This window comes from Microcoleus sp. F10-B2 (genome assembly GCF_036704965.1).
Lineage (GTDB): Bacteria > Cyanobacteriota > Cyanobacteriia > Cyanobacteriales > Microcoleaceae > Microcoleus.
In genome coordinates this window covers 67,669-90,817 of the sequence record NZ_JAUBTB010000011.1, presented here as the reverse complement: position 1 = coordinate 90,817, position 23,149 = coordinate 67,669, and the positions used below count along the sequence as shown (strand labels likewise).

At 46.9% G+C, this 23,149-nt stretch carries 17 protein-coding genes; 11 read left to right on the top strand and 6 right to left on the bottom strand.

Annotated elements, in window-relative coordinates; all coding sequences use genetic code 11:
• Window positions 1–32: 32 nt before the first annotated feature.
• The 3 genes from QUA99_RS06590 to QUA99_RS06580 form a co-directional block, all read right to left on the bottom strand.
• Entirely contained in the window at window positions 33–539 is a 507-nt protein-coding gene (locus QUA99_RS06590; RefSeq protein WP_333239213.1) for a MogA/MoaB family molybdenum cofactor biosynthesis protein, read from the bottom strand.
• A gap of 84 nt (window positions 540–623) precedes the next feature.
• A complete protein-coding gene (gene psb28 / locus QUA99_RS06585; RefSeq protein WP_333239215.1) occupies window positions 624–959 on the bottom strand; it encodes a photosystem II reaction center protein Psb28 in 336 nt (111 codons plus the stop codon).
• A gap of 322 nt (window positions 960–1,281) precedes the next feature.
• Window positions 1,282–2,745 carry a DUF1565 domain-containing protein gene (locus tag QUA99_RS06580; protein WP_333239218.1) on the bottom strand — a complete coding sequence of 488 codons (1,464 nt, stop codon included), beginning with the start codon at window positions 2,743–2,745 and terminating at the stop codon, window positions 1,282–1,284.
• Between the two features lie 20 nt (window positions 2,746–2,765).
• On the opposite strand from QUA99_RS06580, the gene QUA99_RS06575 reads away from it, so the two are divergent.
• Entirely contained in the window at window positions 2,766–3,203 is a 438-nt protein-coding gene (locus tag QUA99_RS06575; protein ID WP_333239219.1) for a hypothetical protein, read from the top strand.
• Here QUA99_RS06575 and QUA99_RS06570 read toward each other — a convergent pair.
• Both QUA99_RS06570 and QUA99_RS06565 read right to left on the bottom strand, forming a co-directional pair.
• Window positions 3,200–4,939, bottom strand: coding sequence for a hypothetical protein (locus QUA99_RS06570; protein ID WP_333239221.1), 1,740 nt, complete (start codon window positions 4,937–4,939; stop codon window positions 3,200–3,202). The two genes, QUA99_RS06575 and QUA99_RS06570, sit on opposite strands and share 4 nt — an antisense overlap.
• A gap of 124 nt (window positions 4,940–5,063) precedes the next feature.
• A complete protein-coding gene (locus QUA99_RS06565; RefSeq protein WP_333239223.1) occupies window positions 5,064–5,909 on the bottom strand; it encodes an SMP-30/gluconolactonase/LRE family protein in 846 nt (281 codons plus the stop codon).
• Window positions 5,910–6,300: 391 nt separating this feature from the next.
• On the opposite strand from QUA99_RS06565, the gene QUA99_RS06560 reads away from it, so the two are divergent.
• From QUA99_RS06560 to QUA99_RS06525, 8 genes are all read left to right on the top strand, one after another.
• Window positions 6,301–9,528 (top strand): BTAD domain-containing putative transcriptional regulator, encoded by a 3,228-nt coding sequence (locus tag QUA99_RS06560; protein ID WP_333239225.1) that lies wholly within the window; start codon window positions 6,301–6,303, stop codon window positions 9,526–9,528.
• A 298-nt stretch (window positions 9,529–9,826) separates the two neighbouring features.
• Window positions 9,827–14,023, top strand: coding sequence for a tetratricopeptide repeat protein (locus tag QUA99_RS06555; protein WP_333239227.1), 4,197 nt, complete (start codon window positions 9,827–9,829; stop codon window positions 14,021–14,023).
• Between the two features lie 24 nt (window positions 14,024–14,047).
• The gene (locus tag QUA99_RS06550) at window positions 14,048–15,652 is read left to right on the top strand and encodes an FAD-dependent oxidoreductase (RefSeq protein ID WP_333239229.1); all 1,605 of its coding nucleotides are present in this window, start codon (window positions 14,048–14,050) and stop codon (window positions 15,650–15,652) included.
• Between the two features lie 75 nt (window positions 15,653–15,727).
• Window positions 15,728–16,249: a DUF4242 domain-containing protein gene (locus tag QUA99_RS06545; protein ID WP_333239231.1), complete on the top strand. Its 522-nt coding sequence runs from the start codon at window positions 15,728–15,730 to the stop codon at window positions 16,247–16,249.
• Window positions 16,250–16,400: 151 nt separating this feature from the next.
• On the top strand, window positions 16,401–17,144 hold the full coding sequence (locus tag QUA99_RS06540; RefSeq protein WP_333239233.1) for a hypothetical protein: 744 nt from the start codon (window positions 16,401–16,403) through the stop codon (window positions 17,142–17,144).
• Between the two features lie 97 nt (window positions 17,145–17,241).
• Window positions 17,242–17,964 (top strand): peptidylprolyl isomerase, encoded by a 723-nt coding sequence (locus QUA99_RS06535; RefSeq protein ID WP_333239235.1) that lies wholly within the window; start codon window positions 17,242–17,244, stop codon window positions 17,962–17,964.
• A 118-nt stretch (window positions 17,965–18,082) separates the two neighbouring features.
• The gene (locus QUA99_RS06530; protein WP_333239237.1) at window positions 18,083–19,156 is read left to right on the top strand and encodes a class I SAM-dependent methyltransferase; all 1,074 of its coding nucleotides are present in this window, start codon (window positions 18,083–18,085) and stop codon (window positions 19,154–19,156) included.
• A gap of 4 nt (window positions 19,157–19,160) precedes the next feature.
• The gene (locus tag QUA99_RS06525) at window positions 19,161–19,340 is read left to right on the top strand and encodes a hypothetical protein (RefSeq protein ID WP_333239239.1); all 180 of its coding nucleotides are present in this window, start codon (window positions 19,161–19,163) and stop codon (window positions 19,338–19,340) included.
• A gap of 143 nt (window positions 19,341–19,483) precedes the next feature.
• On the opposite strand, the gene QUA99_RS06520 is transcribed toward QUA99_RS06525, so the two are convergent.
• Window positions 19,484–21,208, bottom strand: a complete 1,725-nt coding sequence (locus QUA99_RS06520) for a zinc metalloprotease HtpX (protein ID WP_333239241.1) — start codon at window positions 21,206–21,208, stop codon at window positions 19,484–19,486.
• A gap of 226 nt (window positions 21,209–21,434) precedes the next feature.
• Here QUA99_RS06520 and QUA99_RS06515 point away from each other — a divergent pair, with 226 nt between their 5' ends.
• Window positions 21,435–22,718 (top strand): glutamate-5-semialdehyde dehydrogenase, encoded by a 1,284-nt coding sequence (locus tag QUA99_RS06515; protein ID WP_333239243.1) that lies wholly within the window; start codon window positions 21,435–21,437, stop codon window positions 22,716–22,718.
• A 137-nt stretch (window positions 22,719–22,855) separates the two neighbouring features.
• Window positions 22,856–22,984 carry a hypothetical protein gene (locus QUA99_RS06510; RefSeq protein WP_333239245.1) on the top strand — a complete coding sequence of 43 codons (129 nt, stop codon included), beginning with the start codon at window positions 22,856–22,858 and terminating at the stop codon, window positions 22,982–22,984.
• Window positions 22,985–23,149 lie beyond the last annotated feature (165 nt).

Here is a 23,149-nt window from a genome sequence, read left to right as displayed (position 1 = left end):
TGATTGTCAGTCAATTAACCGAACTTTCGCTCTCACCCACCGCGCAACTGCGTCACCAAGTGAACTAATTCAGGTAAAATTAGCTTTTCCACAGCTAGTTTCACGCCATTGCTAGAGCCCGGAAGAGAAAAGACTAACTTGCCTTGATACACGCCTGCAACGGCGCGAGAGGCGATCGCCCTGGAACCAATTTCTTGATAGCTCAAAAACCGAAATATCTCCCCAAATCCCGGTAAAATCCTGTCGAGCAAACTCTCCATCACATCATAAGTCGTATCTCGGGGAGCGATGCCCGTGCCGCCGTTAAAAATGATTGCATCCACATCTTCACGCTGGGAAAACGCCTGCATTTGCAATACAATTTTGGCCGCATCATCTTTAACAACAGTGTAAGCTACCACAGAGTGACCCGCATCTTTTAGCAGCCTCTTAGTTAACAAGCCGCTAGTGTCTGTTTCAGCCGAGCGCGTGTCGCTAACAGTAATGATAGCGCAATTTACGGTTATTTTAGATAAGTCGGGGTGAGGAATTTGCGTCATAGTTTCTTCGTTCTAAGCAATCGGCAACCGGCAACCGGCGATCGGCGGATTACCAATTACCAATTACCAATTACCAACTACCCATTATGCCTTGCTAAATCCTAAGCCGTTTGCTTCCGAGTAGCGTTCCATGAAACGCATAAATCGATCCCACTCTGCGGGACTTTTCATTAGATAAAGAGCTTCCAAACCCGCAGGCTGACCGTTGATGAACTTAGCCTTAACCTCGCGAGTGAGGATTTCGCCTTCGTCGTCGATCATGTACATTCCAGTAATGTCTTCGGTACTGCTGCTGCTGAGAGCTTTGGGATTTTCAAAGATAAACGTGGCAGTGCCTTGCTCTCCGCTTTTAGAACGGGTTAGGCGCACTTCGGGCACAGCATCTTCGTCTATACCCCGAGAAAATTGAATTTTAGCCATAATCTGACAGTCGAACCTTAAGGATTGCTTAATTTCTTAATGTTTAATCATAAAACGATTCGGGTACTCGCAAATCAAGACTTGGGAGAGTGGGTGAGAGTGAGTGAGAGTGAGGCAATCGGAGACAAGTGCGAGGGGATATGGGTTGGTTCTTCTGAGATATTGCACCATTCTCAATAATCCTTTCAGGGCGGGCTCTCCTGCCCACCCCACAAGAAAATCTACTCTTGGCTTCACAGGCATCTTCCCTGTTAATCGAGAATGGTGCAAGATGTGGGTTCTTTGTACCGCAAGTTCTCCTCTCCCTTGTCTCCCAATTCCCTCAGACGATGTAGGGAGAGTTAATTGGCTCGGCCCGCTTTGTGGCTACCAGAGTTTGGTAGATGAGGGCGGATATCTCGCCGCGGGTGATGTCGCGGGCGGGGGAAAGTTTTTCGCGCGCGGGATAGTTGACCACGATTTTGCGCTCTGTGGCGGTTGCTATCTCGTCGGTGGCAAAACTGGGAATCAGAGCTCGATCGACATAAACGCTCAAAGAATTGGGGTTGCCGCCCGCCAACTGCAAGCCGTTTACCAAAGATACGATCGCCTGAACTCTAGTCAAATTCTGTTCCGGGCGAAACGTGCTGTCGGGGTATCCCACCAAAAAGCCAGCTCGATTAGCTTGGGCGATCGCTCCCTGCGCCCAAAAATCGGCCGCCACATCCTTAAAAACCGTCGCCTCACGGCGCGGCACCAATTCAAACGCCTTCGCCAACACAGCCGCATACTGAGATCTAGTTACGATCTCGTAAGGTTGAAAAGTGCCGTTGGGAAACCCGCTAACAATATTCATCTTTGCCAAGCGATCGATAAAATCCTTAGCCCAATGCGTGCTGATGTCGCTGAACTTTAGCCCGTCAGGAGTCGGAGTTGGCGTCGTCACATTGCCCAAATCAAATAAACCTTTCACCCGCGAAGGATTGAGCTGATTTCCCACCGCAGAAATCTTAACCCCAGTCGCGTTTTGCAAGTCTAATTCACCGTTATTCAGAAAAATATTGCCGCCCAAATCTTGAGCCGTACCAATATCTGGCAGCGACTTCCCCACCGCATTCAAACCGTCTTCGGTATTTTTTTCGATGCGATTCTTGCGCAAAATCGGCTTAGATTCCCCCGCTAAAACTATACCGGAGCGATTTTCCAAAATTTGGTTATTAGCAATCAAAGGAGCCGACTGAGCTTGCAGAGAAATGCCGAAACCCGTCTTTTGAAAAATATTGCGCCGTATTACTCCTTTAGCAGTTCCCGCCGTAATTACGCCAGCCACTGAGTTTTCCATAAATATGTTGTCGAGAATCGCAGGATTAGCGTTGCCCGTGACAAAAATGCCTTCGCGCTTGCATTGAGTGAAAGTGCAGTTAGCCACAGTCGGAGCAGTTGACTCAATCCAGACTCCCGTACCGCGAATCTCCACATTGGTAACAGTTACTCCGCGCAATTGTGCCTCGGTTGCTAGCAGTATAGTGATATTTTGACCTGCAGAGGTGGGACTTACAAATTTGCCGCTGCCTTGAATCAGAATGCCTCTACCTTTGTTAGCTTCATTGCCAATAACTTTTACTCCCGAGGGAATTTCCAAGGGGAATTTTTCGCCGCTAGCAGCGCTGTAAATTCCCGGTGATAACTGAATCGCAGTTCCCGATGCAGCGCGGGCGATCGCGCGGGCGATCGTTTTGAATGGAGCCGATTGAGTGCCGGCTGCGGAATCGCTGCCTGTTTGCGGGTTGACGTAAAGTGTTGCCATGTTTTTGTTGAAGAGATAATTTGCGATCGAGCCTTTATGCACTTTTCATTCTCTACCAACCTGACCCCGGATCTCTATTCACCTTTGATTTAGGAGATTATTTAATTGCACCATATCCGCAAAATCACCGATCGGGAGTGGCAATCGCAGCGGGATTGTCACTAGAAATCACTAAACTACTAATTTTAGGGTCGCCAACCGGGTTTTTTGCCTCCGGTGCAACCGGAAAACCGAGATTTTTAGTCAAGAAAACCGATTTTTTTCAGGTTCCCAGTCATATTAAATCCGGTGGCATCGGAATTAACATTACCCACAGTCAGGACACGGCGCCGTGCCGTTTCCCTACTACAATTAATCGGGCCATAGGTAGGGAAACGGCAATGCCGTGTCCTCTCCAGATTATTGGGGTGGGACACGGCAATGCCGTGTCCTCCGTTGCTTGCTCTGCTTCATCTTAACTACCAGTCACTTTCACAATACAAGACACATCCAAAACCACTACAACTTCATTTTGAAAAACAGTACAACTTGTGATTGCTGAAGCTAAGGCGGGAATTTTCCCTTGTTTGAAAGAAAGCATCGCCTCTTGTGTAGTATCAAACTGATCGAGCCAGCCGTAATCCTCTAAATACTGAAGAGTCAACGCATTGCGATTGAGCATCCAAAAATCAACTCCATAGCTATTAATGAAGTTTTGCAATACAGATCGATCGGGAGTGTACTGAGCGCGAATTAAATCCCTAACTCGCTGCCGATATCTGCTGTAGTAGCCTTTATGAAAAGGCACTGCATATTCCTTTGCCACCAAAACCGAACGCTGACTAAATGTTGGCAAATGATCCGTATCTGCCGCGATCGAAGCAATCAGGATATCTTTAGGTTGTTGCTCAAAAAATTTGTACAAAGCCGGCATTTTACCTTCTATATATCCGACTGTGGGAAATTTTTCCACCAAGCATGGATAAAGCACCACTGCGACAGCGATAATCGCTGTCGTCATTAGGGCAACTTGATTTTTTAACTGAAATGTTGTTGCGGTTTTTGATGCCCAATGACCGACTCCATCAATGATTAACGTTAGGGCGATCGCAGTTATCAAAAAAACAATAAATCGCAAGCTGTAGGCAGTATATCGACCTGGGTTATACAGCTTAAAAATGGTGGCGTGAGCAGCAAAAAACATCGCCGAGGATGCTAAAAATAGCTGAAGCAAAAGCCAGATTTTGCTTTGAATCTGATTTGCTAAGGGAAAGGCCGATCGCCAAAACAGCAGCAGCGGAAATAACAATCCGACACAGTGAGTTACAGGCGTAAACAGCGACTTGGGAAACATCCCGCTGCCCCGCCCTGTCAACCAATAATCTACCGGATTTGGCCGAAAAAAAGCATTTCTGCCGTTGGGGGCAAATTCGGCCATTTGCTTCGCTTCTGCTGCGGTATAAGTTGGGCCAAATTCAGAGTTATCTAAGGCATAGGGCAGCATTACTAAAAAGATTACTCCCAAACCTGTAGTGCAAAATAGGTAATTAGTTCGATCGCCCGACAAGCGCAAACCGCCGTTTTCCCAGCATAGCAGGCGCAAAACTAAAATTCCGGCAGCAACCAAGGCATAAGGAGGATAGAATAGTCCGATCAGGGCGATCGCCCCCAAACAAGGCAGCAGCGAACTGCGCGACAAATAATATAAAAAAGCAAGGAATATCGGATAGATAAAAGCTCTTGGCGTTGTGGAAGCCAAATCGTCGGTCATCCACATATGCTGATTTAACAGCAAAGATGCAATAAATCCAGTCATCGGCACTGGCAGCATTTCTAGGCAAAGGCAAAAACAGTAATAGGTGGAGATTAAGCCGAGAAATAGCGGCAATATTTTGTGAAAAAATAGCGGGTGAATGCCAAGTGTTGCTGCTAATTTGTAGAGCGTGCTGTATCCTGCGGGGGCGACTGATTGAAAATAATTAGCAATGAAATCGTTGGGGAATAATTCAGGATCGACAAACCGCATCATCCAGAAAACGTGCTGCCTCGCATCGTCTTGCACCATATACTCGGCGCTGAAGACTTGCTTGAGTCCTAAAATAGCATAAAGTGCAGCAAATGTCAAGCTCAAAGTCAACCAAAATATTGTGCGCGATCGGGATTTGCGATCGACTGTAGCAGTCAGAAATTTGTGCAACCGAGCTATTAATACCATTTGAGATTGGAGATTTGAGATTAAAGAATCGGGAAGGACTGATTCTCAAACCTAAGATTATATCATGCCCGGTCAATTACCCCTAATAAAAACCGCTTTACTTTCAACTCCGCCCGATTTTCGCTCATTTTCCAGCCCCCACGCCCGCAATTTTAAGCCGAATCCGATAAAGACTTTTACTTGCCGTAATATAAAGCGTTTTGCGATCGCTTTCTCCCCAGGCCAAATTAGTCGCCGTCTCAGGGACAGAAATCTTCCCCAAAAGCTTGCTATCCGGCGAAAAAATCCACACTCCCCCCGGCCCGGTACTGTAAACATTCCCCTCTACATCAACTTTTAAACCGTCGGGAACTCCGCTTTTGCTAGCATCTTTTAACTCCGCAAAAAGCTGCTCATTTGTAACAGTTCCGTCCGGTTTTACATCGAAAACGGCAATGTATCCCGCTTCCGAATTGTTGACATAAAGTTTTTGCTCGTCTGGTGAAAATGCGAGGCCGTTCGGCAGCACCAAATCCTTAACCAGCAGAGTTAATTTTCCGTCTGGTGCCAGCCTGTAAACACCGTAAAAACCCAATTCTTCTTGCTCTTTACTAACACCGTAGGACGGATCGGTAAAATAAATGCTGCCGTCGGATTTAACAACCAAATCGTTCGGACTGTTGAGCCGCTTGCCCTCGTATCTATCCGCCAATGTGATAACTTTGCCGTCCTTTTCTGTGCGGGATACGCGGCGATTTTCGTGTTCGGCAGTAAGCAAGCGGTTTTCTTTGTCTAAAGTATTCCCGTTGGCTTTTCCCGAAGGGCGGCGAAATACCTCAACTTGCTGATTTGAAGCGAATTTATAGATAATATTGGCGGGAATATCGCTGAACAGCAAAAAGCCGTCTGGATGCCAAATCGGGCCTTCTATAAATTGGAAATCGCTAGCTAGTTTTTCTAATTGTGCGCTGTCATAGAGAATACGTTGCATGGTATTTTTTGGGTCCTGGTTTTTCGTTTTTGCGGCTAACTTTGTCAATCCCGATGTTGATTCGTTGGTAGAGTTGCTGTCAGAGAAAAGTTTTAACAGAGAATTTTGGAAAGACCTGTTGCTAAATGCTAGAGTAAAAACTATAAACAAGAGGCTGAGGGTAGCAATTTTGGCGGTCATGTTTGCCTTGTTAATTGCATTGATTGAGAGCGGTAGTGAAATAGATCGTACCGCATCTATTTCACATTTATATTAAAAATACAAAAGTGTGGCTTCAAACAGACCGCCGCGCGGATAACATAGTAATGTCATTTCAACAGTTCGCGATCGCACGCTACCCAAAAAAACCCGGTTTCTCCTTGTCGCGATCGAGCGTATACGACCAAATTACGTGAAGAAACCGGGTTGTTGCGATCGCGAACTGTTCAATTTGCGATCGCCACCTGCGGACATTCCTGAAGTTAACACGCCGGAGAATGGATTAAAATCACAAATAATATCCAGCTATATGCTTTCTACCTTAGATATCAAACTACTAGGCGGATTCTGCCTTTCCTGTGCAGACAAACCCGTTGTCGGTGTCACCGCAGAGCGCCCGCAAGCTTTGTTGGCTTACCTGGTACTGCATCGCGATATCCCGCAAACCCGTCAGCGGCTTGCCTTTCAATTCTGGGCCGATTCAACCGAGGCCCAAGCTCGCACCAACTTGCGCCGGGAATTGCATCACCTGCGTCAGGGACTCCCCGATGCCGATCGCTACCTGCTGGCGGATGCCAAAACCCTGCAATGGCATCCCCATGCGCCTTTCGTGCTGGATGTGGCTGAGTTTGAACGGGCATTCGCCGCCGCAGAAGCAGCGGAACGAGCCGCAGATGTTAACGGTGCCAGAACAGCCTGGGAGCAAGCGATCGCACTTTACGGCGGTGATTTGCTGCCGAGTTGTGAGGATGAGTGGATTTTTCCAGAACGCGAACACCTGCGACAGAAATTGCTCCACGCACTCGAATCTCTGACTCGCCTGTCGGAAGCTCAGGGTGATTATCGGGCTGCAATCCGCTCTGCACAGCGCTTACTGGAGATCGATCCGCTGCACGAAACCAGCTACGCAGCTTTGATGCGATCGCACCATTTGAACGGCGATCGCGCCAATGCACTGCAAGTCTACCACCGCTGCATGACTTTGCTGCGCGAGGAACTAGGAGTTGACCCTAGTGCGATCACTCGCAAGCTCTACGAGCAACTGTTGCTGGAAGACGCAGCGCCCGACATTCAACCCTCGTCTCACTCCGCTGGGCCACCCCAAACGAATTTGTTTCCCTCACCTTTAGCTTTGTCGCCTCTAGTGGGACGCGATCGCGAATGGGCATTGATTCAGCAGTGGGCAAAGCCGATACTGCTTGCGAACTGCGGCGCGAACGCTAACGCTGAGGCATCGCCAGTGCTCTTGCTCGCCGGCGAACCCGGAATCGGCAAAACTCGCTTGCTGGAAGAGCTGCGAGCCACGGCACAGGCGGTGCAAGTGCTGTGGGGACGCGGATTTGCGGCCGAGATGGTGCGACCCTACGGTATCTGGATTGATGCTTTGCGATCGATCGTTATTCCCCCCGCCCTCAACATTCCGCCGGAGCTAGGTTTCTTGCTCCCAGAGCTCGCTCAACCTGGGAAAGCTCCGCCCGATCGCAGTCATCTGTTTGATGCGGTGGTACAATTGCTGGCTCAATCTGCCAGTGAGGCTGCGTTAATCGTCATTCTGGATGACATTCAGTGGATCGATGAAGCTTCATCGGCATTGCTGCACTACGCCATCCGCTTGCTGAGTCATAAGCCGATTTTATTCGCCTGCACCGGGCGTTCCAGGGAACTAGAGGAGAATGCGGGCATCTCGCGGGTGGTGCAGGCACTCAGACGAGAGCGACGGCTGCTAACGCTGGAATTGCATCCTTTCGATCGAGAACAAACGGCTGAACTGATTCGCAGACAGCAAGCGGTTAATCCGTTAGAGCTATCGAAAGAAGCGGTGGATCGCGTATTTATCGATAGTGGGGGGAATCCCCTGTTTGCGCTGGAAGTTGCCCGGGCATTGTCCCAGGATCGGTCTACTCATGCTGATAATTTAGAAGCTTTGATCCGCGATCGCCTCCACCAATTAGATGACATGGCTCGCGAATTTTTGCCTTGGGCCGCTGCATTGGGGCGGAGCTTCAAACCGACAGCCGTGGCTCATGTGGCAGACTATCCGCTGCCGAAATTGCTGATGGCGATCGAACAGCTCGAACAACAAACCATTATCCGTCCCAGCGCCTCTCTCGGTGACGAAATGGGCTATGACTTTGCTCACGATATTGTGCGTCAGGCTGTCTACCGGCAGTTGTCACAACCGCGCCGCCATTTGATACATTTGCAAATTGCCCATAAGTTGAATCAACTCTCCACACCAGACGGCGCATGGGCTGGCGATATTGCCCGTCACGCGGCCATCGGGGGCGATCGAGAATTAGCAGCGTCTAGCGCCTTCTGTGCCGCCGAACGCTGCCTGAAATTGTTTGCCTACACCGAGGCGTCCGACCTAGCTCAGCTTGGGATCGAGCAGTGTCAAGGACTTGACGATCGCACTCGCATTCAATTGCATTTAAAATTGCTGCGGGTTAGCGCGATCGCAGGCGTTACGGGCGATCGAGTCTCTCAACTCGACAGCGAGCTGCACCGCTTAATCGATGAAGCCAATGCTCTAGGTTTAGAAGAAGCAGAAGCCACGGGACTTGAGGCATTGGTGATCCTGCATTTCGATCGCAGCAACTTCGCTAACGTTCATCAACACTCGCTGCGCGCAGCAGAGGTAAGTCGGGCATCCAGTCCAGCTACTGCCGTGCGATTGCTGGCCTATGGCGGGTCTTGCTTGGCGGAAATTGGACGGGAAATGGCGCGGGCAGAAGCATTGTTGCTAGAGGCGCAGTCCCTGGCTGAGAGAGTTGGTTTGAAGAACATCGGAATTGACCAAGGGTTCGGTGCCGTACAGCGCCATCACGGGAACTATGCCCAAGCGCGAGTTTTGTGGCAACAGGCGTGGCGATTGGCCGCGGCCCAGCAGGATCGCTGGTGCGAGTGTTATAACCTCAGCTATTTGGCGATGACGGAACTCGAAGCGGGCGATCCGGCGGCGGCATTGCCTTATTGTCACGAAATGGCGATCGTCGGAGCCAAAATTAAAGGCGAAGGTAGTGAAGGTGCGATCGCCAATGCACTTTTAGCTTTAGCAAACTATCAGCTTCAGCAAACTGAAGCCGATGCTGCTTTGGAGCGGGCGATCGCGACTTTGCAGCAGGTGGATGCCAAACGGATGCTGTCTTACGTGCTAATTGGGGCGGCTCAAGTGGATTTAGAGTGCGATCGACCTCTTTTGGCAACAGCCCGCGCTGAAGTTGCTTTAGAAGCCGCTCAGATGGTCGATCATCCCAGCGAGATTGCTCTGGCTTGGGCAATTTTGATTGAGGGTGCTTTAGGTTTGGGCGATCGAGAAGGGGCGATCGCGCTGTTTGAATCGCTGCGCGATCGCATCGATCGTCCTGCGCTGAGTTTCCGCGCCCGCACTGCTGTCGATCGGGCGATCGAACAGATCTGATATTAATTCCGGTAACACCGTCAGGTGATTGTTGACTGTTGACTGTTGACATTCTCTAAAGTTACGATCGCCCGCCAGCATCTTTATTGAGGTCACTCAACTCAAAATCTTGCCTAGCAAATTTTTCTATACAGTCACAATTGTTACAGTCACAATTGTTTCGGACAATGTACGGGAATATCTGTAATGGATTCTAGCAAGATTCAGGTCTGCTACAATCGCCATAGACGGTGAAAATAGATATTAAGGGTGCATCTAAAAGCAATTCAAAACTAGAACATCAGTTAAAACACTCTATATGCTTGGACTCGAAGAAATTTTGGCCAGCTATGCGCCCAAGAGTCTACTCAAACGGATCGCAGTCCACTCAGAAATCTTACCAACACCGCTGCAAGAACACTTAAAAGCGGCAGTTTTGTTTACCGATATTTCTGGATTCACAGCCCTCACCGAACGCCTAGCCCAAAGCGGACCTGATGGTGCAGAAGAACTAACCAAGCATCTGAACGCCTATTTTGGACAACTGATTGAACTGATTACCGATCGCGGTGGCGATATCATTCAGTTTGCTGGAGATGCCATGTTGGCGATTTGGCCCGCCACGGACGAGTCACTGGTGACAGCAACTTACCGCGCTGCTGAGTGTAGCTTGGCAATTCTCAAAAAACTCAGCCATTACGTTGCTGGAGACGTTAGTCTTACCCTGCATATCGGTGTTGCAGCAGGAGATTTAATGAGTCTGCACGTTGGTGGGGTAAACGGATCTTGGGAATATTTAGTCGCTGGTCAACCTCTGAATCAAATGGCGCTAGCTGAAGTTCAAGCGAAATCTGGCGAAGCCTGTATTTCCCCTGAAGGTTGGACGCTGATTCAACATTACTGCGAAGGGACTCTCCTAGAGTCGGGAGTTGTGAGATTGAATGAGTTGAAAAAGGGGGCAGAAGAACAATTTGGGAGTGATTTCGGAGTAGAGGAAAAGAACTTATTAACACCAGGAAAACTTGACAATTCCTCTGCCCAATTTCCAATTCCCCCATTTCAATTCTCCAATCCCAATTGCCCAATCTTAATGCCAGAAATGGTAAACGCTTTGCGGGGATATATATCCCCAGATATTCTAGCGCGACTGGATGCAGGACAAAGCCAGTGGCTGTCGGAACTGCGCCGAGTCACCGTATTGTTTATCGGATTACCGCCAGTAAAAGACTTAACCCCAGCGGCTTTAAAACAGATTCAGTCCTGTACCCAGACTATCCAGAGTGTCTTGTTTCAGTATGAAGGGACTCTGCGAAAAGTGATGATGGATGATAAGGGTTTGGTAGCGATCGCAGCTTTTGGTTTGCCGCCAATCTCTCATGAAAATGATGCTGTACGAGGTGTCCAGGCAGCACAAGCGATACAAGTGAGATTGCGGAGTCTGGGTTTTGATTCCAAGATTGGTGTCACCACAGGTCGAGTTTACTGCGGGACTGTGGGTAACGAATGCCGACGGGAATATACCGTATTGGGAGATGTGGTGAACCTCTCGGCACGATTGATGCAAGCTGCAAGTAACGAGATTTTATGCGATGAGATGACTTATCGGGAAGCCCAAAAGAGTTGGCAGTTTGAATCTTTAGAACCAATTCGAGTTAAAGGCAAAGCCCACCCAATTAAAATTTATCGTCCCACGGGTCAGTCGATCGCAGCTAAATCCAGTCATACAACTTTAGAATACCAGAGTCAGATGGTCGGTCGCGCTCTTGAGCGATCGCAACTGGCATTTCAACTACAAGCTTTTTTAGAAAACAATATTAGTGGAGTTTTAATTATCTCCGGCGAACCGGGTATTGGTAAATCTCGGTTAGTAGAAGATTTTATCGCAGCAGCGCGGGAGAAAGAACTAGAGATTTTATTCGGAAATGCGGATGCGATTGAAAAATCTACCCCTTACTATGTTTGGCGCAAAGTCTTCAGTCAGGTGTTCAATTTAGACTTAGAAGACAAAAACAATCTAGAAATTCAACAACCAACAAGCGATCGAGAACAGGAAACAGCTAACCAAAAATACTCAAGCAATAACCACCAAAAAGTTTTAGAAATTTTGGCAGAAAAACCGGAGATTTTAGAGTTGGCACCATTGCTTAATATCGTGCTACCTTTCGATTTCCCAGAAACTGAGATGACCGCATCTCTCAGCGGCAAAGAACGGGCCGATCAAACGCACAAGTTTTTAGTTGAAGTTTTACAAATTGCTGCTCGTAAATCGCCCAAACTCTTGGTATTAGAGGACGCACACTGGCTAGATTCTGCTTCTTGGACACTCGCATTGCAAGTCAGCCAACAAATTCAACACTTACTATTAACGATATCCACGCGTCCTCTGACAGAAAAACCACCCGATGACTACCTGCAATTACTCCAATCTCCGCACACCCAGCATTTAAAATTGCAGGTACTAGATGAGTCAGATACATTGCAACTCGTGTGTCAGCGTTTGGGAGTAAACACCCTACCGCCATCAGTCACCAATTTAATTGCTCAAAAAGCCCAGGGAAATCCTTTTTTCAGCGAAGAAATCGCTTATGCGCTGCGTGATGCCGATTTAATTGTGATTCGAGACGGTAAGTGTAACCTCCCACCCGGAGTCTCTGATTTAGACAGTTTGAACTTGCCAAATACGGTTCAGGGGGTGATTACCAGTCGCATCGATCGCCTTTCTCCTTCCATGCAGCTTACCTTAAAAGTAGCGAGTGCGATCGGACGCACATTTGGCTTACAAATATTGCAAGAAGTTCACCCCATCGAAGCAGATAAAAAGCAATTAACAGAGTATCTAAAACAACTGGCAGTCTTCGATCTGACACCGCTGATGACACCAGAGCCAGAATTAGCTTACATTTTCAAACATATCATCACTCAAGAAGTATCTTACAACCTGATGTTGTTTGCCCAGCGACGATCGTTACATCAACGGGTGGCTGATTGGTACGAGCAACATTATGGTAACGATATGCCAGAATATTATGAGATTCTCGCCTATCATTACGAGCAGGCAGAAATCTGGGACAAAGCACTGGATTATTTGGTTAAAGCCGGACAAAAAGCACAGCAAGCTTATGTTAATCCTGAAGCGCTATCTCATTACAAGCGAGCCTTAACGGTTTGCGAACAACTGGGAAATTCTGTAGATGACAATACTTTAATTTCGATTTATGCAGGAGTGGGACAAGTTCATTTTCTCCTGAGTGAATTCCAGCCTTCAATTGCTGCGTATCAAAATATGTTGGAAGTCTGTCGCCGTCGAGGTGACAGACAGAAGGAAGCAGAAGCGCTTTACAACATCGGGTATGGTTTGTTCTGGGCCCATGACTTCGAGCCAGCCCTCGAATATGCCCAACAAGCTTATAACTTGGCATTAGAAATCGACTACAAAAGTATGCTAGCCGCCAGCCAATTTGTCATGGGCTACATCTATGGCGTGACGGCCAAGCTAGATGAATCTTTTGGTTGTTTTTCTCAAGGAATAAATTGGAGTCAGGAGACTGGTGATAAAATTCAGGAAGGTCTGAATACTTTTATGCTGGGTCTAGTTTATAACTGGAAAGGAGAATACGAACCCGCACACCAATTAGGCGATCGGGGAGTCGCAATTGGCCGAGATGACAATATCCTCCTCGTCTGGATGATGAACTTGTGGGAAAGAGGAATTACTCGCTGCGGTAAGGGTAAATATGAAGGATCGTTTTCTGACTTGGAAACGGCATTAAAATTAAGCGATCGCCTCGGTGACAAAGTTTGGAAAAGTCGCATCCTCAATACTTTAGGTTGGCTGTACAGCGAACTTTACAACATAGAAACAGCTATCCCATACAATCAAGATGGATTGCAGTCTGCTTGGAAAATAGGCGACCCAGAAATTATTCGCAATGCCGCGATAAATTTGGGGGATTGCTATCTGCTGAAAGAAGATTTAATTACAGCCGAATCTTTGTTACTGATGGTTTATCGCGATTCCCAACAATCCGGGAAGTGGGGCGAAGAATGGATGAAGTGGCGGTACTTGCAGCACTGCTGTCACAGCTTGGGCGAATTGCGATTGATACAGGGAGATGCAGAATCAGGGCTGAGGTTAGCCCAGGAGTGCCTACAGCTAGCCGAACCGACAAAAACCCGCAAAAATATCGTCAAAGGGTGGCGGTTAATGGGTCAAGCCTTCCTCGCTCAAAGTAATATTGAACGATCGCAGGAATGCTTAGAAAAAGCGATCGCGCTTGCCGAAGAACTCGGTAATCCTCCCCAACTCTGGAAAACTTATACAGCTATGGGAGATTTACACTCTCAATGCGGACAAACTGAGAAAGCAGTGACAGCTTATCGCCAAGCTTTGCAACTCGTTGAAGATACAGGATCGCGATTGCAATCCGAACAAATCAAACAAACTTTTCTCACCGCCCAACCCGTGCAGGAGATTCGGCAGAAATTAGAAAAAATTGAACTTTTAATGGTAAATTAAAAATCATCCATCTAGAGGTTCAGTATGAAAATTGCGATCGTTGGCGCCGGTGTCTCTGGTCTTTCTCTTGCTTATTACCTGCACAAATATAGTAAGGGAAACATAGAGATTGTTGTTTACGAACAAGCCGATCGCGTTGGGGGAAATGCCCTAACTCAAGAACTCGATCTTTCACGACTCGATCGCCCCAATACATGGGTAGATATGGGAGTTAATGACTTTAACATTAATACCTATAATGCCATGCTGGATCTTTGGGAAGAAATTGGTCTACCCCAAAACGAGTATGTAGGGACACTGGTGAATGAAGCTTCGTTTTTCTCTTACGGTGCAACCCCAGAAGATACTTATGGCTTCAAAGTTTCTAATAATGGCGATATTTCTGTTCATAATCTAGACAATGACACACAATACAAAATACAACAAGGTTTCCAGGACTTTGAGAAATTCCTGAAGCAATGGTACGCCGAGAACGAGAACAACCCCTCTGCATTTAAAATCACTGTTAAGCAGTTTATCCATAAATATTTTACAGACATCAAATACAAGCCGTTCGTTGAGCTAGCTTTGCTACCGCGTATCAACGCCATGTTCTTCACTTATGAAGAAAGTCCGATGGGGCGACCTCCGGTACTGGATATGCCGATGTGGTTGGTATCGCACTACTATGTACTTCAGGAGGGTTTGGGTTTAGATCCCGATCGCCCAGACAAAGACGAGGAACGCAAGTTTTTCAACCAAGGCTGTCAGAAATGGCTGGAATTTCTCGCGGCAAAGCTCATCCACGACTGTCGGGTAAATATACAGTTAGCAATTGATGGTATCAAAGTATGCAGCCACGGACAAGGAGCCTATGTCTACTCTAATTATGGAGAGTCTAGTTATTACGATAAAGTAGTTTTTTGCACTCCAGCTTATCAAGTAGAACGGATCGCAGACTCGCTAACCTTCAACTCAAACAAACTCCTGCAAAAAACCAAAGCATTTCGCTATGTACCTTGCGTAGTTTATGCAAACGATGACCCGAATCAAGTTCCGCCCATATGGGACTTCATCTGCGCTTACAACGTGCGTATATACGATTACCACAACTATGCTTTGAACTCGGAGCAAGTTGAATGGCCGGATTGGGCCAAATTTGATGGGATGTTCAAGCCCTATCACATGACTTATTCAGCGAACAAACATCAACCGCAGTTGGGTGAAGAAAATGCAAAAGATTTTTACGTTACAGTGAATCCGCTAACTACGAGCAGCCAAGATTTTAGAGAACACATCCTGTCGCAAACTAACGGCGAAGTAGCGCGGGCAACATTCCTGCATTGCAAGTTTACCCAGGAAGCCCTAGAGGCGCAACGCTACATTCAACTCAACCAGATTGGTAACTGGAACCCCCCGCAAAACGGCAGTGATTTGTACGATGATGTTTTACACGATCGCACTTTTTATCTATCTGGCAACTATTGCAACGGGGCTGGGCTGCATACAGAGTGCATTCTATTCTCTAAGGACTTAGCCCAGGCAATTCTAGACCCGAAGTTTGTCAGCGAAAACTTTTACGACCACGAAGGGATTACAGGACGCCATCCTGCTCCAGCTTATATCCGCAAGGTGCTTGAATTAAAATAGAATACCCAGATCCTTGACTGATTAAAAAAGTCGGGGATCTAATAGCGATCGCATTTTACATTTTGTGAGGTAATTATGTCTCTCATCAAAGTTGAAACAACGACCGATCGACCCATAACCGCAGAAATGTTAGCTGATACGCGAGTTTTGGATTGTCTTGGGGCAAGAAATGCCAAGTGGTGCTACTCTTTACTATCAGCCGATCGCGATCGCATGATTTGCACCTTTGAGGCACCAGATGCAGAGTCTGTGCGACAAGCTTACCGCCAAGCCGATGTTGGGTTTAGCAAGGTTTGGACAGCCCAAGTTATTGAACCTGAAGGTGTGCCACCTGTATGGAACGAACCAATCCTCAAGGTGTGGGAGAGAAGCTATCCGAATGGCTTTACCGATGAAGAGTGGAACGAAGCCAATCGATTAATTTTAGCCTCCTATGAGGAACGGGGTATTGAATGGGTGCGTTCCTATGCGTCGCTGGATAAAACTCGCGTGGTGTGCGAACTGAACGCGCCCGATGCCGAAATGATTCGAGAAGCCCACGGTAAAGCTGGAATTCCCTTCGATCGCGTTTGGTGTGCGGAAGTTCTCAAACCTTGAATTCGCGCGGACGATCGCGCTTGGATGCTTTGGGAACGCTTCGAGAACGCTTTCGGAACGCTTTCGGAACGATCGCCTCGTTAGATTGATATCAAGTTAATCAAACAACCAGCAAATTAACTCATCCCTTTACACTTTAAGGAGAAATAAAATGGCTGAATTTGACCTTGGTATCTTGCCATCTAATAGTGCCGTAGTAGTTCCGCGCCGCACTATCAGTAATCTCAACAGCAAAGACACCTACAGTTTCCGTCTGGATAGCGATAAAAATATCAACCTTGGGCTGGTTGGTATGACCGACGATCTGAATGTTCAACTATTTCGCGATTTCAATGGCAATGGCTTAGTTGATGGTAACGATAAGCAAATTGCTATTTCCGATCGATTGCGTTTGGATGAAGTAATCAACTTGTCCTCAGCAGTTGCTGATGTTGATGCAGGCAATTACGTGGTGCAAGTCAATCGGAACCGTGCGTTCAACGATACTCCCTACAATTTGAGAGTATCGGCTGACGCGATCGGAACACCCAGCAAAGTCCTCGCCGTAGAAGATGATTTCGGTGCCGTCTTTTCCAACGACAAACCAAGAACTCATCAAGGTTCTGTGGGTAACACCGACACCACCGATACTATCCATCTCGCTGTCAATACCCAGGGATTTTATCACTTTGGTCTCAATAATCTCAGCGCTGATGCCGATCTCCGATTGATTCAAGACAAAAACAACAATCGCGCCGTCGATGCAGGTGAGGTAATTGGAAGTGTCGTTAAGCGAGGCACTATTTCCGAAGGATTTGTCCAAAACTTGGCTCCTGCAACTAACTACTATCTTCAAGCCTCTCAATTCACAGGTAACACTAATTACTCTGTTACCTTGACTCCGATTCCCAACTAGAAATTCCTGGATGTAAAAACTCTATCTGTAGGGTGCACACTGTGCACCTTACCTATCAATTGTTCGTTCAAATGGCTTTAATTGAAGCCAGACAGCTATGACCGCAGTTTTATTACAAATCCGCAATCGCACCTTCTCTGGGGAGGAGATAGTTCCTCGACTTGCCAGCTACCAAATGCTGCCCCAATTATACCGCGAGAGCATCATTGATGAAGCGATCGCCCCCATCGATTGCACCGCTGAAGAAATCGCGAATGTCCGCCAGCAGTTCTACGAACAAAATCAACTGATCGACGAAACCACACAACAGATTTGGCTAAAACAGCACGGGATGAGTCGGGAATTTTTAGAGACTGTTTTCATTCCGCGACTGCTGAAAATTGAGAAATTCAAACACCAAACTTGGCATCACAAACTAGAGTCATATTTTCTGCAACGCAAGCGATCGCTAGATCGAGTCATCTATTCTTTGATTCGGGTTAAAGACGCAGAAATTGCGCGCGAACTGTATTTTCGGATTCAAGAAAAAGAGCAATCCTTTGCCGAACTGGCGCGCGAGTATTCCCAAGGCCCAGAAGCTCAAGTCAATGGGATTCTTGGCCCGGCAGAACTCGGCACAATCCACCCGAATTTGGCGCATCTGTTGACGATAAGCGGGCCCGGTCAGCTTTGGCATCCTATCCGCATAGAAGAATGGCTGGTAATTGTCAGATTAGAAACATTGATTCCGGCGCAGTTCGATGTAGCCATTCGTCAACGTTTGCTGCGCGAACTGTTTGAAAAATGGGTGCAAGAACAGATGCGTATCTCTATTCTCTAACTCTGCGTTCTCTGCGTTCTCTGCGGTTAAATCGTTCAGAAACAACCGTCAACGATATAATCCCTGCCAAAATCAAATCTTCCAAATAGAAACTTTTGAATACCATCACCATTAAATTATGATGACACAAACATTCGATCGAACCAAAGCAGAAGCATTCGCCGAACGGATGCTGGACATTCTCAACAGCGGCGCACTCGCAGTGATGATTTCGATCGGGCATCGCACCGAACTGTTCGACACAATGGCAGAATTGCCGCCCTCTACGAGTCAACAAATTGCCGATGCTGCCGGATTGAACGAACGTTACGTGAGGGAGTGGCTGGGTGCAATGGTAACGGGTCGCTTAGTGGATTATAATTCGATCGACAAAACCTACACTTTGCCGACAGAATATGCAGCATTCCTGACACGGGCTGCGGCTTCAGACAACATTGCCCCCTTTACTCAATACATTCCGCTGTTAGGTTCGGTGGAGGATCAAATTATCGATTGTTTCTACAAAGGCGGCGGTGTGCCTTACTCCGAGTTCAAACGTTTTCACGCGGTGATGGCAGAAGATAGCGGTCAAACCGTGGTATCGGCGTTATTTGATCACATTCTGCCACTAATTCCTGGACTTACCGAAGCGTTGCAGCAAGGCATTGATGTATTGGATGTCGGCTGCGGCAGCGGACGAGCACTCAACAAGCTGGCGGTCGCCTTTCCGAATAGCCGATTCACAGGCTATGATTTTTCGGGAGAAGCCATTGCCCATGCCAACACCGAAGCCCAACTGCGGCAATTAAGCAATATCCAGTTTGAGGTCAAGGATGCCACAACATTGGATGAATGCGATCGCTACCATTGGATCACCACATTTGATGCAATTCACGATCAAGCCAGACCCGATATTGTACTGCAAAACATCTACAAAGCGTTGCGTCCCGATGGCGTTTACTTGATGCAAGATATCCGCGCCACAACGGATGTCGGCGGTAATCTAGAGCATCCCATTGCGCCGTTACTCTACACCATTTCTTGTATGCACTGCATGACAGTTTCTTTAGCCTATGGCGGCATGGGATTGGGCACCATGTGGGGTCAAGAAAAAGCGCTGCAAATGTTGAGTGAAGCTGGGTTTAGCAGCGTTGAAATCAAGCGGCTGGCTCATGACATTCAGAACAACTATTATATCATCAAAAAGAGCTAAAATCATGTGCAATATTTGTGCGATCGGTCAAAAATGGCAGAAGAAAAAACAGCCTAATTCCGGCTTGTTGGATACCAGCCAATTTTCGGTATTTATCGATCTGAAGCAATTGTCTTCCACACCGGAATTCAAATCAGCTAAACCACTTCACATTCCTCAGTCATCAGTTAAGCCCCTGGTTTAACATCCAGGGATTCTACTTAGGAAGAGGTCAATCAGTCAACAGTTTAAGTGGACACGAATGCTTTAGTCATTAACCCTGACTTAAGACGAATAAAGTCTTCACTATGAACCTATTTATAGTGAGGACTTTATTCTGTTCAACTTTCAAGCTGGAAATGAAACAAATAGCGCCGCAATACCAAGAACGATCGCACCGATACCCATCACAAAAGACCAGAAGCGGTGATAACTCTTAACCGTCGTACCGCTATCGCTTTCAAGCTGAATCAAATCCATCCAAGGTGCAACACCCCGGCGGAACCAACCCAATGCGCTAACATCCATCCCAATCAAACTTTCAACTCGTTTCATACCAAACATAAAATTACCAAGTGGCCCAAAACGAGAAGCATATCGCAGATAAATCATTCCCGTTCTGTCTTGCAATTTCAAATCAGAACCAAACGCATAACCCGCATCGCCGCGACCAATTAATTCGCCTTGTAGCTGCGCCGGTTGACCCCGCAGAGGACTTGCGTAAGGGTCAGACATTAAGGTTAAAATATCTAAGCGTTCTGCTTGTTGGTAATTCGGGAACATCACCAGAGTCTTGAGCAAAATTCCCGTACCCAAACCGATTAAAGGACAAGCAACCATCATCATCGGGTTTACAGCATACAGGGAAATGCCGATCGCAAAACCCACCGCTAACCCCAGAGTTTCTGCACTGTACAGCAGCACATCGAACACAAAATTTCCGTACAATTTCCGCTTGCTCAAAAGATTGCCTTCGCCGACAATCCGGCCCATGTCAAACTCAACATCCAAGCCTAATTGTTCGGCATAAGTGCTCAAAGCGCGAACTCGTTTACCAGTCAGCGGGTGAGTCGAGTTCAACTCCATCCACCAACCCCACGGATTAAACATATCCCACAAAAACACTCGCCCAATCTTTTCTGGTTCCGAAGAAATCCTGTAAGCAGAGCCGGTAGATGTGGCAGCTTTGGCATCGTAAATGCCTAAAGCGCGAGTTCCTTCTAATAAGCTGCTGGGTTCTGTTGCTGTTTGTCCTTCTTCCAAAATACCGTAAGCAATTTTTACCAAAGCGCGAGACAAAGCATTGGGATTTCCGGTTGTTTCGGCTGCAAAATGGTCGGCAAAATATTCTCGCGTCCGCGACAAATACAGCAATAAATAAGTGCCGGCGATGTAAAACAAATAAGCAACAGCAGCTACCGTACCGGCCGCATCTTTAGCTTTGTCGCCACCACTTCGACCCAGCCTTTGAGCTGTAGTGTAAATTAAATAAGTAATCTGCACTAAAGTCGAAGCTAAAGTCATTACTGCAAAGTCCCAGTGGACGATGTGACCGAGTTCGTGGGCGTAAACAGTGGCAATTTCCTCGTCGTCTAAATAGGTGAAAAGACCTTGACTGACGACTAAGCGAGCGCTGTTGGGAAATGAACCGTAAGTAAAAGCAGTAGGGTTTTGGTCGTCGATAATTCCTAAACGCGGAGAAGAGAGTTTTTTCTGCTTGCAAACCTTCTGAATAACTTTCGCTGTTTCGGGACTTAGGCTTTCAATTTCTGCTAGGGAAACCCAGCGAGTATTGTAGAGCCAATTTTGGGTTAAGTCCATCAAGTAAGGCGATAGGAAAAAAGTAGCGATGTTAAAAATCAGAGTTATTGGAAGTGCGATCGCCAATCCGGTAACTGGATCGGGACTGTTGAGAATCAAAACAGAGGCTAAAGATAGCGCTAACACCATACCAAACAGCAGGCTGATGGTGACGCCGGAAGCTAAAACGAGGTTTCCCCCAGTTTTCTGTATCAGTTTAACCCCGGCTTTGGCGGCTCGCCCTGCCTTGCGTAAAGGGGCGTGAGATGACATAATAATCTCCTAAGGTTATTGACAAATGGAAATGACCGTGGGATTTTATCTATACTTCACTGTTTTAACCTGTGAATGCGGATTGCTGTAAGGTGTCTCAACAAAAATATAGAATTTCTTCTAGAATTGTTAAGACTGAAAACCGCCCAGAAATTTATTTGTGCGGATTCAATTCACAACTCAAAATTCAAAACCCAACAATCAAAACTATTTAAAACTTACTGCCATGTCTATTATTGAAATTGCCCAAAAAACGCGCGTATCTGCTAGAAAATTGGCAGTTTTGCCCGCTGATACCAAAAATCAAGCTATTGAGGCTATAGCTAAAGCTTTAGAAGCTGCTGCGCCGGATATTGTGGCGGCGAATGCTGCTGACTGCAAGGCGGCTGAGGTTGATGGAATTGCGAAACCGCTGTACGATCGCCTCAAGTTGGATGAGAGCAAGTTGAAAAGTGCGATCGCGGGCGTGAGAGATGTTGCGAAACTCCCAGATCCCGTAGGTTCCGTGCAAATTCACCGCGAATTGGATACAGGATTAATTCTGAAGCGCGTCACCTGTCCTTTGGGCGTTTTAGGCATTATTTTTGAAGCGCGCCCCGAAGCTTTAATTCAGATAGTATCCTTGGCAATCAAATCGGGAAACGGCGTCATTCTCAAAGGCGGCAAAGAAGCTGTTCGTTCCTGCGAAATCTTGACAAAAATAATTCACAAAGCATTAGCAGAAACTGCGGTTAATCCAGAAGTCGTGCAGTTGCTGACCACGCGGGAAGAAACAATCGAACTGCTGAAAATGGATGAATATGTAGATTTGATTATTCCCAGAGGTTCTAATTCCTTCGTGCGGTTCGTACAGGAAAATACGAGAATTCCCGTCTTGGGACACGCCGACGGCATTTGTCATTTGTACGCAGACAAAGCAGCGGATATTCAGAAAGCAGTAGAGATTTCTGTCGATGCAAAAACCCAGTATCCAGCCGCCTGCAATGCCATTGAAACTTTGTTAGTTCACAGTGCGATCGCCCCCAAATTTCTGCCCGCTGTTGCCGCAGCTTTGCAGCAGAAAAAAGTTGAATTGCGGGGAGACGAAAAAACTCGCGCCATCCTCGAAAATATTGCCGAAGCAAATGAAGCGGATTGGTCTACAGAATACAGCGATTTAATTTTGTCAATCAAAATAGTAGATTCTGTGGAAGAGGCAATTAACCATATCAATACCTACGGTTCCCGACATACAGATGTGATTGTCACCGAAGATAGCGAAACCGCCGAAACATTTTTAAATGGAGTCGATGCGGCCGGAGTTTATCACAATTGTTCGACTCGATTTGCCGACGGTTTCCGCTACGGTTTCGGTGCAGAAGTGGGGATTAGCACGCAGCAAATGCCGCCTCGCGGGCCTGTCGGTTTAGAGGGGTTGATTACCTATAAGTATCGAGTTGTTGGAGATGGCCATATTGCGGCTAGTTATGTAGGGAAAGATGCTAAGGGGTTTACTCATCGGGATTTGTAAAAAAGTAATACCATTTGCGAAAAATATCGCTACAAGAGCATTGAAAAAAGGGACAATATTACATTTTATCAACCCTGACAAATGTTAGATGAGTTTTGTAAATGGTACAATAACAACACTATTGAGAGGTGAAACAGATGTCCGCCAGCATCACAATTAACCCTTACGAAATTCAGCAACTCTCACAAGCGCATACAATCAGTTCGTCAAAGCTGCGATCGCTCGCCCAAAAAGCAGAAGGTTTAGCAACAGCAGTAGAGAAGTAGAATTGCTTCTCATCTTGATGCTGTCGTCAAATCGAGGTGAAGTCCACTGGCTGTGAATATTCTGCACAATTGTGTCCCAGTAGGTGATTCAGCTTTTGGGGAGATGTCTAATGTTTCTGCTCCCAATGACAACTTGAGTAATTTTTACTTAATTCTGTCGGCTCT

Coding starts and splice junctions, on each gene's coding strand:
- QUA99_RS06590 (WP_333239213.1), bottom strand. CDS start 539: ATGACGCAAATTCCTCACCCCGACTTATCTAAAATAACCGTAAATTGC.
- psb28 (WP_333239215.1), bottom strand. CDS start 959: ATGGCTAAAATTCAATTTTCTCGGGGTATAGACGAAGATGCTGTGCCC.
- QUA99_RS06580 (WP_333239218.1), bottom strand. CDS start 2,745: ATGGCAACACTTTACGTCAACCCGCAAACAGGCAGCGATTCCGCAGCC.
- QUA99_RS06570 (WP_333239221.1), bottom strand. CDS start 4,939: ATGGTATTAATAGCTCGGTTGCACAAATTTCTGACTGCTACAGTCGAT.
- QUA99_RS06565 (WP_333239223.1), bottom strand. CDS start 5,909: ATGCAACGTATTCTCTATGACAGCGCACAATTAGAAAAACTAGCTAGC.
- QUA99_RS06555 (WP_333239227.1), top strand. CDS start 9,827: ATGCTTGGACTCGAAGAAATTTTGGCCAGCTATGCGCCCAAGAGTCTA.
- QUA99_RS06550 (WP_333239229.1), top strand. CDS start 14,048: ATGAAAATTGCGATCGTTGGCGCCGGTGTCTCTGGTCTTTCTCTTGCT.
- QUA99_RS06545 (WP_333239231.1), top strand. CDS start 15,728: ATGTCTCTCATCAAAGTTGAAACAACGACCGATCGACCCATAACCGCA.
- QUA99_RS06540 (WP_333239233.1), top strand. CDS start 16,401: ATGGCTGAATTTGACCTTGGTATCTTGCCATCTAATAGTGCCGTAGTA.
- QUA99_RS06535 (WP_333239235.1), top strand. CDS start 17,242: ATGACCGCAGTTTTATTACAAATCCGCAATCGCACCTTCTCTGGGGAG.
- QUA99_RS06530 (WP_333239237.1), top strand. CDS start 18,083: ATGATGACACAAACATTCGATCGAACCAAAGCAGAAGCATTCGCCGAA.
- QUA99_RS06525 (WP_333239239.1), top strand. CDS start 19,161: ATGTGCAATATTTGTGCGATCGGTCAAAAATGGCAGAAGAAAAAACAG.
- QUA99_RS06520 (WP_333239241.1), bottom strand. CDS start 21,208: ATGTCATCTCACGCCCCTTTACGCAAGGCAGGGCGAGCCGCCAAAGCC.
- QUA99_RS06515 (WP_333239243.1), top strand. CDS start 21,435: ATGTCTATTATTGAAATTGCCCAAAAAACGCGCGTATCTGCTAGAAAA.
- QUA99_RS06510 (WP_333239245.1), top strand. CDS start 22,856: ATGTCCGCCAGCATCACAATTAACCCTTACGAAATTCAGCAACTCTCA.